The 16,263-nt window shown below is 28.4% G+C and carries 12 protein-coding genes; 5 read left to right on the top strand and 7 right to left on the bottom strand.

What is annotated here, in order from left to right:
- Positions 1-341: 341 nt before the first annotated feature.
- The 3 genes from Q0J69_RS08005 to Q0J69_RS08015 all read left to right on the top strand — a co-directional run bounded on the left by Q0J69_RS08005 (position 342) and on the right by Q0J69_RS08015 (position 3,814).
- Positions 342-812, top strand: coding sequence for a YaaR family protein (locus tag Q0J69_RS08005; RefSeq protein ID WP_297205940.1), 471 nt, complete (start codon positions 342-344; stop codon positions 810-812).
- A complete protein-coding gene (gene tsaB / locus Q0J69_RS08010; protein ID WP_297205943.1) occupies positions 809-1,498 on the top strand; it encodes a tRNA (adenosine(37)-N6)-threonylcarbamoyltransferase complex dimerization subunit type 1 TsaB in 690 nt (229 codons plus the stop codon). The genes Q0J69_RS08005 and tsaB overlap by 4 nt, the downstream gene beginning before the upstream one ends.
- 171 nt (positions 1,499-1,669) lie before the next feature.
- Positions 1,670-3,814: a methyl-accepting chemotaxis protein gene (locus Q0J69_RS08015; protein ID WP_297205946.1), complete on the top strand. Its 2,145-nt coding sequence runs from the start codon at positions 1,670-1,672 to the stop codon at positions 3,812-3,814.
- Positions 3,815-3,884: 70 nt separating this feature from the next.
- Here Q0J69_RS08015 and mnmH read toward each other — a convergent pair whose 3' ends face one another.
- Together mnmH and Q0J69_RS08025 are read right to left on the bottom strand one after the other, a co-directional pair.
- A complete protein-coding gene (gene mnmH / locus Q0J69_RS08020; protein WP_297205949.1) occupies positions 3,885-4,919 on the bottom strand; it encodes a tRNA 2-selenouridine(34) synthase MnmH in 1,035 nt (344 codons plus the stop codon).
- Positions 4,920-4,998: 79 nt separating this feature from the next.
- Positions 4,999-5,583, bottom strand: a complete 585-nt coding sequence (locus tag Q0J69_RS08025) for a hypothetical protein (RefSeq protein WP_297205951.1) — start codon at positions 5,581-5,583, stop codon at positions 4,999-5,001.
- 207 nt (positions 5,584-5,790) lie between these two features.
- On the opposite strand from Q0J69_RS08025, the gene ricT reads away from it, so the two are divergent.
- Entirely contained in the window at positions 5,791-6,783 is a 993-nt protein-coding gene (gene ricT / locus Q0J69_RS08030) for a regulatory iron-sulfur-containing complex subunit RicT (RefSeq protein ID WP_297205953.1), read from the top strand.
- 31 nt (positions 6,784-6,814) lie between these two features.
- Positions 6,815-7,813, top strand: a complete 999-nt coding sequence (gene trpS, locus Q0J69_RS08035; protein WP_297205955.1) for a tryptophan--tRNA ligase — start codon at positions 6,815-6,817, stop codon at positions 7,811-7,813.
- A gap of 69 nt (positions 7,814-7,882) precedes the next feature.
- Here the strand turns inward: trpS and dnaE are convergent, their stop codons facing one another.
- From dnaE to Q0J69_RS08060, 5 genes are all read right to left on the bottom strand, one after another.
- Complete coding sequence (dnaE, locus tag Q0J69_RS08040; protein WP_297205958.1) at positions 7,883-11,566, bottom strand: DNA polymerase III subunit alpha; 3,684 nt, start codon at positions 11,564-11,566, stop codon at positions 7,883-7,885.
- A gap of 436 nt (positions 11,567-12,002) precedes the next feature.
- Entirely contained in the window at positions 12,003-13,406 is a 1,404-nt protein-coding gene (locus Q0J69_RS08045; protein WP_297205961.1) for an ABC transporter permease, read from the bottom strand.
- Positions 13,406-14,446: an ABC transporter permease gene (locus tag Q0J69_RS08050; RefSeq protein ID WP_297205964.1), complete on the bottom strand. Its 1,041-nt coding sequence runs from the start codon at positions 14,444-14,446 to the stop codon at positions 13,406-13,408. Before Q0J69_RS08050 ends, Q0J69_RS08045 begins: the two co-directional genes overlap by 1 nt.
- Positions 14,447-14,597: 151 nt before the next feature.
- Entirely contained in the window at positions 14,598-15,026 is a 429-nt protein-coding gene (locus Q0J69_RS08055; RefSeq protein ID WP_297205967.1) for a hypothetical protein, read from the bottom strand.
- Positions 15,027-15,091: 65 nt separating this feature from the next.
- Positions 15,092-16,216, bottom strand: coding sequence for a sialidase family protein (locus Q0J69_RS08060; RefSeq protein WP_297205969.1), 1,125 nt, complete (start codon positions 16,214-16,216; stop codon positions 15,092-15,094).
- Positions 16,217-16,263: the final 47 nt, after the last annotated feature.

Below are 16,263 nucleotides of genomic sequence, written 5' to 3' on the forward strand. Positions count from 1 at the left end.
CATAAAAATTATAAATCTTTTATTTTTTTTTGCAATAAAATATTATACTAAAATTAATAAACATTTATAGTATTTTATTTTTATGATTTTCTTTGAAAGGTTATAGATTTTAATTATCTACTGTAAAGATATATTTATTATAAAATCGTACCTAATACAACATATAATACATTATTTTATCATTAAATTGTAAAACATCCATTGTATTAAGATAAAAATAAAATAATAAAGCAAAATTATAAAAATACGATTTATAATATATTGAAATTTTATCTGATTCATGTTAAGTTAACATAATATATTTTAAGTTAACATAACTTTTGAAATTATGGAGAAAAAAAATGAGAGTTCAAGAAAGAATGAATAGAGAGATGAATTTAAACAACATATTGATGACCTCGCCTGAAGCATCAATGAAAGTATCTGTAGCTTCATCTCCATTCGCTGCTATGCTGGAAGAAGACAAAGAAATAAAAAAGTATTCTTATGAATTAGATGAATTAAAAAGACAAATATATGATGCAGGTAATATTTTAGACAGAAGTGCAAATATAAAAGATTTTCAAAGGTTTAGAGATTTAATAAGATCATTGACAGATAAATTAATAAAAGATGCATACAGAGTTAGAGAAGTTTCTGTATTTAATAGAAGCAGATCAATGTACAGCAGCAGACAGTATAAAGTAGTTGCCAAAATTAATGAAGAACTTGACTCTCTTTACACATTAATCATGGAAGAACAAAAAAATCATATAGCAATAGCAAATAAAGTTATGAGGCTTAAAGGTTTAGTACTAGATTTAATGTCATGAATATACTAGCATTTGATACAGTATCAAGCAATTTCTCAATAGCTCTTCAAAAAGATGATGATACAATTATAGAACATAATAAACAAAATATAAAAAACCATAATGAAATATTGCTGCCTTCTATACAGTTATTACTTGATGAAAACAATGTGTCATTGGATGATATAACATATATAGCATTAGGAATAGGACCTGGTTCTTTTACAGCCCTTAGAATAGCATTTGCAACAATAAAAACTATATGCTATGCCAAAAACATACATATAATAGGCATACCAAGTTTAGATGCATTATATGAAAACATAAAAAACTATGATGGAATAAAATCATCTATGATAGATGCAAGAAAAGGAAGCATATATGCTAATATATATTATAATAATGAAAAAATAAAAGAAAATATGGACCTAACATATAAAGAATTTATAGATATTATTAATTCAATAGAAACTACAAGTAAAAATATAACATTATGCGGAGATGGTTTTTACAATAATAAAGATTTTTTTATTGAAAATCTAAAAAATTACAATATAAAATTATTAGATAATGATGCTAATATCATAAAAGCATCAAACATAATTTCTTTATCAAAACATAAATTTGATAATAAGCAATTTGATGATATACATTCTTTATTACCTCTCTATATAAGAAAAAGTGAAGCAGAAAATAAAAAAAATTAGATTTTTAATATATAATAAATGCATTTAAGTAAAAAATAAGTATGAAATACACGATAATTTATACAATATGTAAGAAATATATCTTGACTTCGTAAAAAATATTGTTATTATATATAAGAATAATATTATAAATAATATTTTTTCATGTAAATAATTTGTTGGAGTTTGAAAGTGAGAAAATTGCAATCATTGAAGGTGAAAATACCGTTTTTCGTAATGCTTCTTGTTACAGTGATGACAATTATATTGGTTACACTTCTTATTAGAATAGGTTCTCAAGGTATTAGAAGTTCTGCCATATTTGGATTTGAATCTACTACCAAAGTATATTCTAGAATGATAAATGTATGGCTAGAACAGTCAATATTTACATCTGAAGCTATAAGCAGAGGATATCCTCAATTAATAACATTCCTTCAAGATAGAACACCAGAAAGTAGGGCTGCTCTTGAAACAAGTCTTAAAAATGTTGTGGCAAATAACAGTAATATACAAGGTATTGTGGTATTAGATGCTAATGGTAGTGTTGTATCTGATAGTTTAGATGGAAAGGTAGTTAATTCTTCAAGCACAAGAAATTTTAGCGGAACGGAAATATGGCAGAAAATTATGTCAGGGCAGTCTGCAGTACTTCCTACAGTGGATCCTTCTCCTGCTGATAATAATAAATATGTAGTAAAAATTTTCTCCCCTATAAAAAACTCATCTGGAAATGTAGTTGGGGCAATATCAACAATGATAGATTGGCTTGGTTTTATAGACAAGGAATTAAATCTTGTTAAATTTGGAAATACTGGACACCCATTTATTGTAGATCCTGACAGATGGGTTATTGCTGACCCTGTTCCTTCGCATGTAAGAAGCGAAGTTTTAAGAAATGCTGATTATATACAATATGCAGTTGCAAATGAATCTGGATATTATGAGTTTAAATCTCCTTTCAATGGCAAAGATTCCATAGCAACATTTTATAAAGAACCTATATCAGGATGGTCTGTTGTTATGAGTATAGAATCTGATGAGTTATTCGCACATATAAATACTATGAAAAAATACGCAATTATAGGTACAATAGCAATACTTATTTTAGCATCAATAGTAATAGTATTCTATATAAATAAAATAACTACTATACTTCATCTATTGGCTGTTGATTTGAAAAGTCTTTCTAAAGGAGATATTAGTTGGTCTATTCCTGTTGGACTTGATAAAAGAAAAGATGAATTTGGAGAGATAGCAACTTCTATCGGAGAAGTATTAGATCAGTTAAATGATAAAGTAAGATTAGTATATGATAGTGCTTATACAGTAAAAGCATCAGCTAATGAGGTAGCACAAGGCAATATAGATTTATCGAATAGAACTGAAAATCAGGCATCAGGACTCGAAGAAACAGCTTCTTCTATGGAAGAGATAGCTTCTACAATAAAATCTTCTGCTGAACATACTTTAGAAGGTAATAATATGATGATTACTTCTAAAAAAGCTATTGAAGAGGCTGGAAGAATCATAGAAGAAAGTACTCAGAATATTGAGGCAGTATATGAATCAAGTTCTAAAATTAGTGCTATTACTAAAATAATTGAAGATATAGCATTCCAAACTAATATACTTGCTCTTAATGCTGCTGTTGAAGCTGCACGTGCAGGAGAACAAGGAAGAGGTTTCGCTGTTGTTGCTTCTGAGGTTAGAAACTTGGCTCAAACAACTCAAACATCAGTAAAAGATATTACAAGTTTGGTAGCTGATTCTGAAGAAAAAATTGCTGCTGCTACAGAAACAGCAAGAGAATCTAAAGAAATATTCCAAAATTTGAGAGTTCAAATAGAAGAAACTGCTAAAATCATGCAGGATTTAAGTTCTACTGCTATGGAACAGCAGGCTGGGGTTGATCAAGTTAATATAGCTATTACTCAAATGGATATGACTACTCAGCAGAACGCTGCTTTAGTAGAGGAATCTACTGCCGCTTCTGAAGCTTTATTCTCACAAGCTGAAGAATTGGTAAGAGCTATGGAATTCTTTAAATTGAGAGGAACAAATACTAAAAAGAACATACAAAAAGTAGAAAAAAATAAAAAATCTGATACTGCACCAGTAACTCCTACTACAGATAAAAAGGCTGTTCATGAAAGCAAACCTATATCACCTGTTAAAAAACCAGAATTAAAAAGTCCTTTGAAAAAACATCATGAAGAAAAGCCAGCAAGCAGTATACCTGTTAGTTCAACCCCTGTTAAAACTGTAAAAGATAATGAATTTGGAAATACATTTGATACTTCTAAAGATACTTCTGATGGTTTTGAATCATTTTAATATTAAGTAAATCAATAAAATAAATAAAATCGAAGGTATTTTACCTTCGCTTTTTTATATATTAAATATTTCAAATATTTACTTTGCTCAACATCAATTTAACAATATTATCAAAATCCTGATTATCACATTCTACTTTTATAACTTTATCATCCTGTATGCTGAGTTTATACGCCTTATCATAATAATAAAGCATATTCAATACACATTCATACATATTGCCGTTATCAAGCAATTCTAATGATTCTTTTAATTTTTCTCCTCCCAAACGGTTTTTTATTTTCATAATGGATTCTTTCAAATCATCAATACTATATTTGCCGTAAGTATTAACAATATACTCTGCCCTGCACTCTTTTGGTATGTCCAAATATATTATTTTTTCACTATCCCTCATCCTATTAAATAAAGCTTTGGGTATAGCTCTTTTACCTATAAGCAAACTCTCATCTTCAAACCATAATATAGAATTAATATCATATTTTAGTAATTCTGCAGATAAATTATTCTCAAATTGTTCCTGACTAGGCTGTTCGCCCTCATTTATCCATCCGAATGCTGAACCTTTATGCTTAGCTATTTTTTCTAAATCTATAACATTATAACCGTATTCTTTGAGTTTATTCAATATCAAAGTTTTTCCGCTGCCTGTTCTTCCAGTAAGCAAATATATTCTATAATCCCTATCAAATGAATCTAATACATAATGCCTATATCTTTTATAACCGCCATCCAGTACGCATACATCATATCCGTAACTGGAACAAAGCCATGCTACCGATTCGCTTCGCATTCCTCCTCTAAAACAATGCATAAGTATTTTATTAGTATTATTATAATTTTTAGCTATATTATCAATAGATTTCAATATATCAGTCATTCTCAAAGACACATACTGCAAACCTCTTAATACAGCTTCCTTTCTACCTATTTGCTTGTATATAGTTCCAACATCTTTTCTCTCTTCATCATTAAATAAATAAACATTATAAGCATCAGGTATATGTGCATGTTCATATTCTATAGGCGAACGTACATCTATAATTGGCAATCGTTCTTCCTCTTTTAGCTTAAAAAACTCATCTATATTAATACGCCTAACCATTTATACTCCATATATATTAATTAGATTTAATATATAATATAAATAAAATAAAAAATGTAAAGTCATTTATACTTAAAAATTATAGTAATCTTCCTATTACATCGATATCATTCCAATCTATTTCATGTTCTGTAGGTATAGGATAGGATTCCCAATCAGCACTTACTGAAGGAAGCCATTCGCTGCCTCTGCCATATCCATTTTTTCTCATCCAGTGACGAAGCCTATCTTTATAATCTGATGAGTAATTTTGTGCTATATATAAAACATCATCTTTAACCATTAATCCTATGGACAAATAAATACTTCTATCTGGAAAATTTCTGCTTATATAATATGAAAGTTCTGTATATAATCTATCATAAACATTCTTTTTTACTGTATCTTCATATAAGTTGAATGTAGGAAGACTTTCTATTATATAACTTTTAAGCGTTGTATTTTTATAATAAAATGCCTGATTTTTTTCTTTCATCAAGAATAATGTATACTTTATAGGAGATTTATATCCATATACGGTTAAAGTCATATTTGATTTATCATCAAATCTATATATATTTTGGTAGATATCAGATGCCATTTTATTTTTTACAATATTTTTCCAATAATCAGCATTATTAGTTTTTAAATAAATTTCTGGCGTACTTAAACATGATAATGTCATAAATAATAGCGGAAATAAAAAAAACAGCCTCATAAATAATTACACATAACCTTCAAACATATATAATATACCCTAATATTATATTTATCAATATATTTTTATAATTTTATACTATATAAAAAAATAATGCTTGCAATAATATCAACTTAAAAATAAAATATATTATCTTTAAATTATGTTAAAATAAAGTAGATTTGGAGTGTATTAATGATAAAAAATATAGCCCATGTAAAATTTAGGGGTTCCAATATAGGTAAATTTGAGCACTTACATATAGAAGATGTAAAAGTAAAAGATACATGCGTAATAGAAACGGATGAAGGTATAGAAATTGGGTATGTTCTAAATTTTGAAGATATAGATGTAGATTCATTAAATAATGAAGAAAATCAAAATAGTGATTCTAATGAGAATAATGAATCTATAGAACAAAATGATGAGGATGATAATAATGACGGCGGTGCTAATGAAGAAATATCTGAAGAATTAAAGGACATAGCAGCAGATGAAGAACCTAATATAAAAACAAAAAATAATAAAAATAAAATATTTAATATACTTAGAATAGCAAATGAGAAAGATTTGGAACAGCATAGAATAAATATAGAAGATGCTGAAGAAGCTTTTAAGATATGCAAAGAAAAAGTTAATAATCATAATTTAGATTTAAAATTAATCAGTTCTTATTATTTTCTTGACAGGGCAAAGCTTTTATTTGAGTTTATTGCTGAAGAAAGAATAGATTTTAGGGAATTAGTAAAAGATTTAGCGGCACATTTTAAAACAAGAATAGAATTAAGGCAAATAGGAGTAAGAGATGAAGCCAGATCTATAGGCGGATGCGGAATATGCGGAAGAGAATTATGCTGTAAAGTTATAAAAGGCAAATTTGAAACTATAACTATAAAAATGGCTAAAGAACAGGGAATGCTTTTGAATACAATGAAGATATCAGGACAATGCGGAAGATTAATGTGCTGTTTGGGACATGAATATAAAGCATATTGTTCATTAAAAAAAGATTTGCCTAAAGTAGGAACAAAATTAGTATTTAATAGTGTACCTGCTGTAATAAAAGAGGTAAATCCATTAAATAAAAAATTATTAATAGAAACAGAAGATAAAAGACTTATATACATTAATGTCAGCGACTTGAGAAGTGAAGAAGGTTTTCTTGTCGCTAACATAAAAGCAGAATAAAAACTATCAAAATAATTTACGGAGTTATAATATGTCAGAAAAAGTTATGTTAAGCGGAATACAGCCTACTGGTTCTCTTCATATTGGTAATTATTTAGGGGCATTAAAGAATTGGGTTGATATACTTGATGAGTATTACGGATTTTTTTGTATAGTGGATTATCATGCTATAACAATAGAATATGATGTTTCTCAAATGCAAAAAAGAATAATGGACGCTGCTGTAGAATACCTTGCATGCGGACTTGATCCTAAGAAATGTTCTATATTCGTGCAATCAGATGTAAGAGCTCATACTGAACTTGCTTGGATATTTAATTCTATTATTCCTGTAGCGGAGCTTGAAAGAATGACGCAGTATAAAGATAAGTCAAGAAAGAATGCTGAAAATATTAATGCTGCTCTTCTAACCTACCCTTCTTTAATGGCTGCTGATATTTTGCTTTATCATCCTGATATTGTACCTGTAGGAGAAGATCAGGAACAGCATGTAGAATTAACCAGAATGATAGTTAGAAAATTTAATAACAGATACGGAGAATATTTTAAAGAACCTGATACCTATCATGGAAAAGTTTTAAGAATATTAGGATTAGACGGTCAAAATAAGATGAGCAAATCTTTAAATAACCACATAGCTTTACGTTTTACTCCTGAGGAAACAGAGAAATTAATTTTACAAAAAGCTATGACTGATACAAACAGAAAGCTTAAAACGGATGCTGGAAATCCTGATATATGCAATGTTTACAGCTATCATAAAATTTTCTCTTCAGAAGATGAACAAAAAGAAGTTTGTGAAGGATGTAAAAATGCTTCTATTGGATGTGTACAATGTAAAAAAATGTTAGTAAAAAACATAAATAATGAACTTGCACCTATAAGAGAAAATATTGAAAAATTATCTAATGATAAGGATTATGTTTATGATGTTCTAAAAGAAGGAGCAAAAAAGGCATCTGAAGTTGCTGAAAAAACATTATATGAAGTTAGAAATTTAATGGGGCTAGTAGACGATAAGAGAAAATAATTTATATAATAAAAACTATACTATAAAAAAGACTGTTAATTTTTTATTAGCAGTCTTTTTTTATAGTATTTAAGCATATTCAATTTCTATAAGAGATCTCAATGCATTCTTTGTTTCATTTAAAAATCTCTGATTAGGATCAACTTTATAATCCTCGCCTATTTTAAATATCTCAGTACCGCTTTCTGATTTTAATTTTAAAAATATAGTATATTCGCCAGGATTGCTGGATATAGCATTTTGTAAGCATAATAAATCCATGTCATCGAATATATTTTTATTAACATGCAAAGATAATTGCTTTTTACCAGTATTTGAATGCTTAATTATTATATTATTATTAGTAAATGAATCGCTGGAAACAATATTATCAGAACGCTTTATATCTGATTCTTTATTTGAATTTTTAAATGGTGTATCATTTTTATTAGACTGAATTTGTACAGTTTCTAATATATTATCCCTTTTTATATTATCTCTTTTAACTTCTTTAAGTTTTATATTTTTATCATTCAAATAATCATCTAATAATTTTACTTCTATTATATTAGTATACATTTTATCAGAGAATCTGTTTTTTTCTCTTCGTCCTTTTATTAATATGCCTGTCTGTTCATTAAGTATATCTTTATATTTATCTATTTGATTCTTAGCTGTTATATAAAACATATACTCAGTAAACAAATCCATAACTTTTAATGTAATCATAGGAGTATTTTTCTTTGTAGTTGTTTCTGCAGCCGACATAACAACACAAGGAAGAATAAATTCATCTTTATCTTTTAATTTATCAATATCCAAAATATTATTAAAGTATTTATAATCAATTTTAGTAATATATCTTGCAAAAGGATGATATTTTAGAGAAAATCCTAAAACTTCTTTTTCATTTTCCATTAAAATATTATTAGAATATTCAATTTGTTTTTCTATAACTAAAGAAGCACTTCCGCTGTCATCTTCAGACATAGAATCAAAAAGCATAGTTTGTCCTGATAAAGTTTCCTTTTGATAATTAGATGCATGTGCAAGTATGGCATCAAGAGAAGCAAGCAATGCACTTTCAGTATGACCGAATTCAGCAAAAGCACCGCATTTTATTAATGTTTCATATACTTTTCTATTTACAAGATGAACATCAACACGTTTTACAAAATCTTCTAAATTTTTGAATTGTCCGTTTTTTTCTCTCTCTTCCTCAATAGCCAATGCAGCATGAAGACCAACACCTTTAACAGCATGCAAAGCATATACTATTTTACCATCTTTTTGAGAAAATAAAGCATCGCTTTCAAAAACGCTTGCTGTAACTATATCTATATTTTTTTGTTTGATTTCATTAAGATATAATGCTATTTTATCTGTATCAGCAATAACCGTGTTAAGTAAAGCAACATAATATTCCATTGGATAATGTGCTTTTATATAAGCCTCCTGATAAGCTATCAAAGCATAGCAAACAGAGTGCGATTTATTAAATCCATACTCAGCAAAACCTTTCATTGTATCGAAAAGGTAGGTTAATAACTCTTTATCATAACCTCTCTCAAGTCCGCCTTTAATGAATTTCTCTTCCATAGAGTTCATTTTCTCTACGATTTTTTTACCCATAGCCTTTCTTAAATCATCAGCTTCAGCAGCAGTAAACCCTCCTATAACTCTGCTTATTGCCATAATCTGCTCTTGATATATTAATACTCCCTGACTTTCTTTAAGTATAGGCTCCAAATCTGAATGTTTGTATACTATCTCTTTTCTTTTGTTTTTCCTGTCGGCATAATCTTTATCCATACCAGAGTTTAAAGGACCCGGACGGTATAATGCAACGCTGGAAACCAAATCGTCAAAACCTGTAGGCTGAATATTAATAAGCATCTGACGCATACCAGGACTTTCAAACTGGAATACTCCTCCAGTATCAGCTTTTCTAAATATTTCATAAACAGCTTCATCATCTAAAGGAATTTTATCTATATCTATTTCTATTGCGTATCTTTCTTTTATATCTTTGACAGCATCTTTTATGAGTCTTAAGTTCTTAATACCTAAAAAGTCCATCTTTATAAGCCCTGCACTTTCAACATAATTCATCTCATACTGGCAGGCTCTTGTACCTGTTTTAGAATCCTGATATACAGGAGCTAAATCCATTATAGGATGAGAAGATATAATAACGCCAGCAGCATGTAAACCTACATTCCTAACCAAACCGTCAAGTCTTGCAGATATTTCATACATATTTTTTAATTCTCTGCTGCTCTCTATTTCTTTTATAAACTCTGCACATTCAGGATCATCATATATATCAACTATCCTTATATTATTAGGTATACCTTTAGCAAGTCTGTCTGCAGTAGCTAAATCTATACCCATAACACGGCAAACATCTCTTATAACAGAACGTCCGCCCAAAGCACCGAATGTAGCAATCTGAGCAACATTGTCTTTACCGTATTTTTCTTTTACATAATCTATTATTACTTCTCTCTTATCGTCTTGGAAGTCAACATCTATATCAGGCATGCTTTTTCTCTCGGGATTTAAAAATCTCTCAAAAAGCAAATTATAATCAAGAGGATTAACCTTAGTAATTCCAGTAGCAAATGCAACTATTGAACCAGCCGCACTTCCCCTTCCAGGACCTACAGCAACATCATGATTTCTAGCATAGTTAATAAAATCCTGAACAACCAAGAAATAACCTTCAAAACCCATTTTAGCTATAACACCTAATTCCATTTCAAGTCTTTCCATAGCTTCTTTTGGTATATCATTATTATAATGTTTATTAAGACCTTCTATACACATCTTCCTTAATGCTGTAGTTTCAGTTTCTCCATTAGGAAGTTCATAATTAGGCATATAATAAGTTTTAGTCATTATATTCAAATCTTTGCATTGCTCTGCTATTTTTACAGTATTTTCAAATGCTTTAGGAATTTTTGAAAATGACTTCATCATCTCTTCTTCGCTTTTTAGATGAAACTCATTACTTGGAAATTTATACCTTCTAGGAGAATCTAAAGTGGCTTTAGTCTGTATTGCCAAAAGTATCTCATGTGCTTTAGCATCTTCTTTTGATACATAATGAACATCATTAGTAACTACAAGCTCTATATTTTCATGCTTAGCAAGTTTGTACAAATCATTATTAAGCTGCTTTTCTTCAGCTATTCCATGATCTTGAAGCTCTATATAAAAATCTTCTCCAAATATAGATTTATAATACTTAGCCAATTTTACAGCCTGATTATAATCTTTTTTTCTTAATGCTATAGGTATTTCTCCTCCCATACAGGCTGAAAGACAAATTAATCCATTATTATATTTCTCTATTAATTCATGATCTATTCTAGGTCTATAATAAAAACCTTCAGTATATCCGAAAGTTACTAGTTTACATAGATTATCATACCCCTCTTTATCTTTAGCAAGAAGAATTAAATGCATAGCACTTTTTTCTTCAGAGTTTTCTATCTTTTTATCGAATCTTGTTTTAGGGGCAACATATACCTCGCATCCTATAACTGGTATAATACCTTTATCTTTAGCCTCAGAAAAAAATTCCATTACCCCAAACATATTACCATGATCCGTTATTGCAATAGCAGGCATTTCCAGTTCTACTGCTCTGTCTATCAAACCAGGTATAAGTCTTTTCTTTTTATCCTTTTTGGAATAAAGAGATTTTATACGGGCAGCTCCGTCTAGTATGGAATATTGTGTATGTACATGCAAGTGAACAAATGACATATTAAACCCCTATTTACTTGTTTTATTCTATACCATTTAGGTTAAATATCAAGTTAAATTCATAAAAAATATATAATTTTCACTATAAATATTTACGGTATTTATATATAAAAATTAATATACTTATTTAATAATTATTATATATTATTTTAGTATTTTTATTTTGAAATTATAAATTCACCAGTAAAAATATGATAGACTTACTCCAAAACTACTTGAGAAGATTATATTAAAATTTTTATATTTATAAATTATAAAAATAATGTTGTATAGTCGTCATTTTGATATATAAATATGCAGTCACGCTTCGCGAGGCGGAAGTGGAGTTCCAAAGGCACGAATGTATGCTTTGAAGCAAATCCCAAACTATAATAAAAAATATTAAATCAAAAAAATATAATGTATTAAGAAATTGAGTTTTGAAACAAATCTAATATTACCTGCTTTTTAATTTAGGATGAAGTATTTTATCTAAAGCAAAGCCCAAAAATGCAAATGACATACCTAAAACAGCAATCAATATTCCTGGAGGTATTATCCACCACCAAAGCCCAGATAAAACGGCAGAACCTTTCATAGCATCATGCAGAATCTGCCCCCAAGTAACTATAGAAGCATCTCCAAGTCCAAGCAAAGATAAAGAAGATTCATAAACTATCGCAGAAGGTACAGCCAAAGCCATAGAAGCAAATGAGAAAGGTAAAAGTAATGGAGCTAAATGATTAAATATTATTCTAAAATGCCCTGCCCCTATTGTACGTGCTGCCTCAATATAAGTTTCTTCTTTAAGCTGCATAGCCATAGAACGAACTGTCATAACAGAACCTGTCCAAGAGAAAAATATCATCATTGTTATCATAGTCCATATACTTGGCTTGAATATTGCACTCATAACTATCATTACTGGGAGAACTGGAATACCTATAAATATCTGATAAATAAACTGCATAATATTATCAACTATTCCTCCGAAATATGCTGACACTATTCCATACATTACTCCAATTATAACCGATATAAAACTAGTTGCTATTCCTATAAATAATGCCCACTTAAGCCCAGATACAAGTCCAGAAAATATATCACGCTTCATATTATCCGTACCCATTAAACCAGACATAGAACCAACCAACACCATATACGGTTCATCAAAACTAGCATTATCTACTGAAAAGCTGCCTGTAACTTCAAATCTGTAAATGCCTTTTAATGCTTTAAAATCTTTAGCCATATCATCTTTTTTAGTATTAAAAAGTATTTTCATAGGATTAGTAGTAAGAGTATCAATTTGCCTTGCAAGTATTCTAGGAACAGAATCTCTATAAAACCTAAATATTCTGTTCTTTGAATCATTAAAAGCTGATATCCTTAAATCACCTTTTATATTATGTAAACTATCTGATAATGTAATAATTGCTCCGTCTGGTCTTGTAACATTCCATACCAAACCAGTAGAACCATTAACATTAGCATGAAAAATTAAATCCATAGGAGATTTATCAAATTGATAATCATATTCAAATACTGCTTTATAAACTAATTGATTATCTATATTATTAGTTTCAATGCTTATAGCTTTAATATCTGTTGTAATAGCTGACTTTTCTTTTTGAAAAAAATTAAGCCACTCTGGAGCTGCTGAAGCTGGATTATCCTGCCAATATGTTATATCTCTCCAGCGTTTAGGAGATTCTTTATAAGTTAAAAGTAAAGGCTCGAAAATAGATACTAATATTGCTAAAATTAATATGCATAGACCTATGACACCTGTTTTATCTTTTTTGAACTCTTCAAAAAACTCTATTAATGGAGCAAGTTTTTTACTTAAAATATTTTTCATTATAACTTGCCTCCTACTTTTATTCTAGGATCTAAAAATCCGTAAGATATATCAAGAACTACGAGTCCGAATTGATAAAGTGCCGTTGTTATAGCTAGATTACCCATAAGTACAGGTATATCATTTTGCTGAACTGATATCCAATATAAATTACCTAAACCAGGCCAAGAAAATATACCCTCAAATATAATAGAACCAGCAATAGAACCAAGAAGACCTAATAATGTTATAGTAACTATAGGAGGAGCGGAACTTCTTAAAGTATGTCCAAGTAAAACAGATTTTTCTGATATTCCTCTAGCACGTGCTGCCATTATATAATCTTCCTGCAAAGTAGACAATACTATATTTCTCACTACAAATGAAAGCCCCCAGAAACCTATTAAAGTTAACGTAATTAAAGGCAAAGACATGTGCCATAACATATCCAAATAATACATTATACCTGTAGGAACTGGTATTGAATGAACACCTCCAGAAGGAAATAAATTAAACTTATAAACAAATATCATTATAAGTATCATAGAAAGCCACCAAGTAGGCATTCCATATACTATCATAGTTATAATGCTTGTAGTTCTGTCGAATATACCTCCTGCTTTTCTTGCTTTTATAAGTCCTATTATTAAACCTATTATCATTTGTATAATAGAAGCTGTTGTAAAAAGTATTATAGAACGCGGCAGTGCTTCTCCTATTATTTTTATAACATCTCTATTACCATTTGAATCCATCATAATGGCTGATTTTCCGAATTGAAAAGTTATCGTATTAATTGCTCTTATAAATATTCTTTCACCTATGCTTCTATTAAGCCAATATATATCATAGTAATATGCCCTTCTCTCTTTAATAAAATTATCCACATCTTCAGTACGCATATTGCTAAGCCCTCTAACCTCGGCATTTATACTTTCTTCAATCTGAGATTTTAGAGTTTTTTCACTTACAGTATTGAATATAGCAGAAGACATAAACATGAGTATAACAAACATAATTATGCCTTTTAATATACGTTTAATAACAAAATAAGTAAACATAATATAATCCTTTCAAAATATTATACTAAAAAGAAGAAAAATTGTAAAGTATTATTATGTTAATTCATAAAAAAGAGAATATAATTATTACAAAAGATGCATTTGAACTATAATAAATTATCAATAAAAATTAAAGATAATAATTAATAAATCATTGCTTTATAACCTCTCTAAATTTTGAAACATCAAACATTCTTGTTGTCTTGCTCTTTTCAAGAGAAGCTCTTATTATAAGCATATTTGAATCAATTAAATTATCATATACATAATTTGAATCTAAAACTATAGAACTTAATCTGTTTTCACCTGCTTTGCATTCCAAATTATCAGGTAAATTATCATCAAATCTAAAAAAAGTTTTATGAGTGCTGAATACAAAATCTTTACTATTCCAATCTATTATTACTTCTTTACTGTTATTTTCTTTATTAATCTTTACAATTAAATATGTATCCTCACTCCAAGAAGATAATTTGTATGCTAATAATTTATAAGTAATGGTACTTCCATTATCTTCAATTATCCAGTCATTGCACTTTATCTGATAAACACCAGGATCCATTATATCCTTATCATCCATATAAATCTCCAAACACACTATTAATATTTATTATTATTTAGTTATATTTACTTTATACTATATTTTTAATTTAAAGTAAACCTTTTTAAAAATATTTTTCTAGTTTTATTTTTATCTTTATAACCATAATATACAGATGATATAATACCATTATTTTCTACACACCAAGGATAACCGCAATCTGTACTTTTCATATAAGAATCCAGTATTATCTCTTCATTATTAGCTTTATAATTAATTTTTTCTATATCAAATATTTCATTAATATTATCAAACACAATAGCTCTTACGCCATAAGGTTTTAATCTGTAACCATAAGTTAAAATAACTTTTCCATTTTCTAAAATTAAAGGATTTAAAGGATAGCCCTTAATATCCGTGAATACAGGCTTTGAAAAAGTTTTTCCTTTGTCTTTTGAATAACTTATTGAAGTTAATCCATATTCATTATTAATATGAGTACGGATGAATGCTGCTAGATTGTTTTTATAACTAAGCAAAGAAGGTTCTACATATTCTATCCTAGATTTTTCACCATCAATTTTTTTAAATTCAGTTTCACATAATAAACTTTTTAATTTCCAATTAATTAAATCTCTGCTTGAAATAACATAACATTGATATTTACAATCTTTTTTATTGATATTTTTTTTATATGCATATACCGACACAAGTATTTCATTTCCAATTTTGCACATACTTCCTCTAACAGCAAAGTTTTTCATAATAATATTATTATCATCATAAACTTTTATAACATAAGGCTTTGAGAAACTATCGCCATTATCATAACTGACACATATACCTATCCCGTCAAGCAATGCTATAGTATTATCATATTCTATAAATGTATAATCATTAAATAAATCTTTTTCATTCATTGGATGGAATGTATATCTAAAGTAATATGCTATTATAGTTTTTTCATCAACTCTAAATAGCTGTGCATCCTGTTTAGCGGCAGAATCATCTTCAGCAAATTCAAAAATTTTATCTGTCTTATTTTTATTTATAACAGCAAGCATTGATTTACTTAAAGAATGCAGATGAGAATAATTTTTTTTAATTCTAGGAGCTGTTCTGAAACTTACTAATAATCTTTTATCATCAAGCTTAATAATACTAGGAAAAGCAGGATATAAATTTTTATCTTCAAAAACTATAGTTTCATCTAAAATATTTATTTTCATTTTATATCCTTATAATTAATATATAATAATTTTCGGTATAAAAAAGT

This window comes from uncultured Brachyspira sp. (genome assembly GCF_944388875.1).
Lineage (GTDB): Bacteria > Spirochaetota > Brachyspiria > Brachyspirales > Brachyspiraceae > Brachyspira.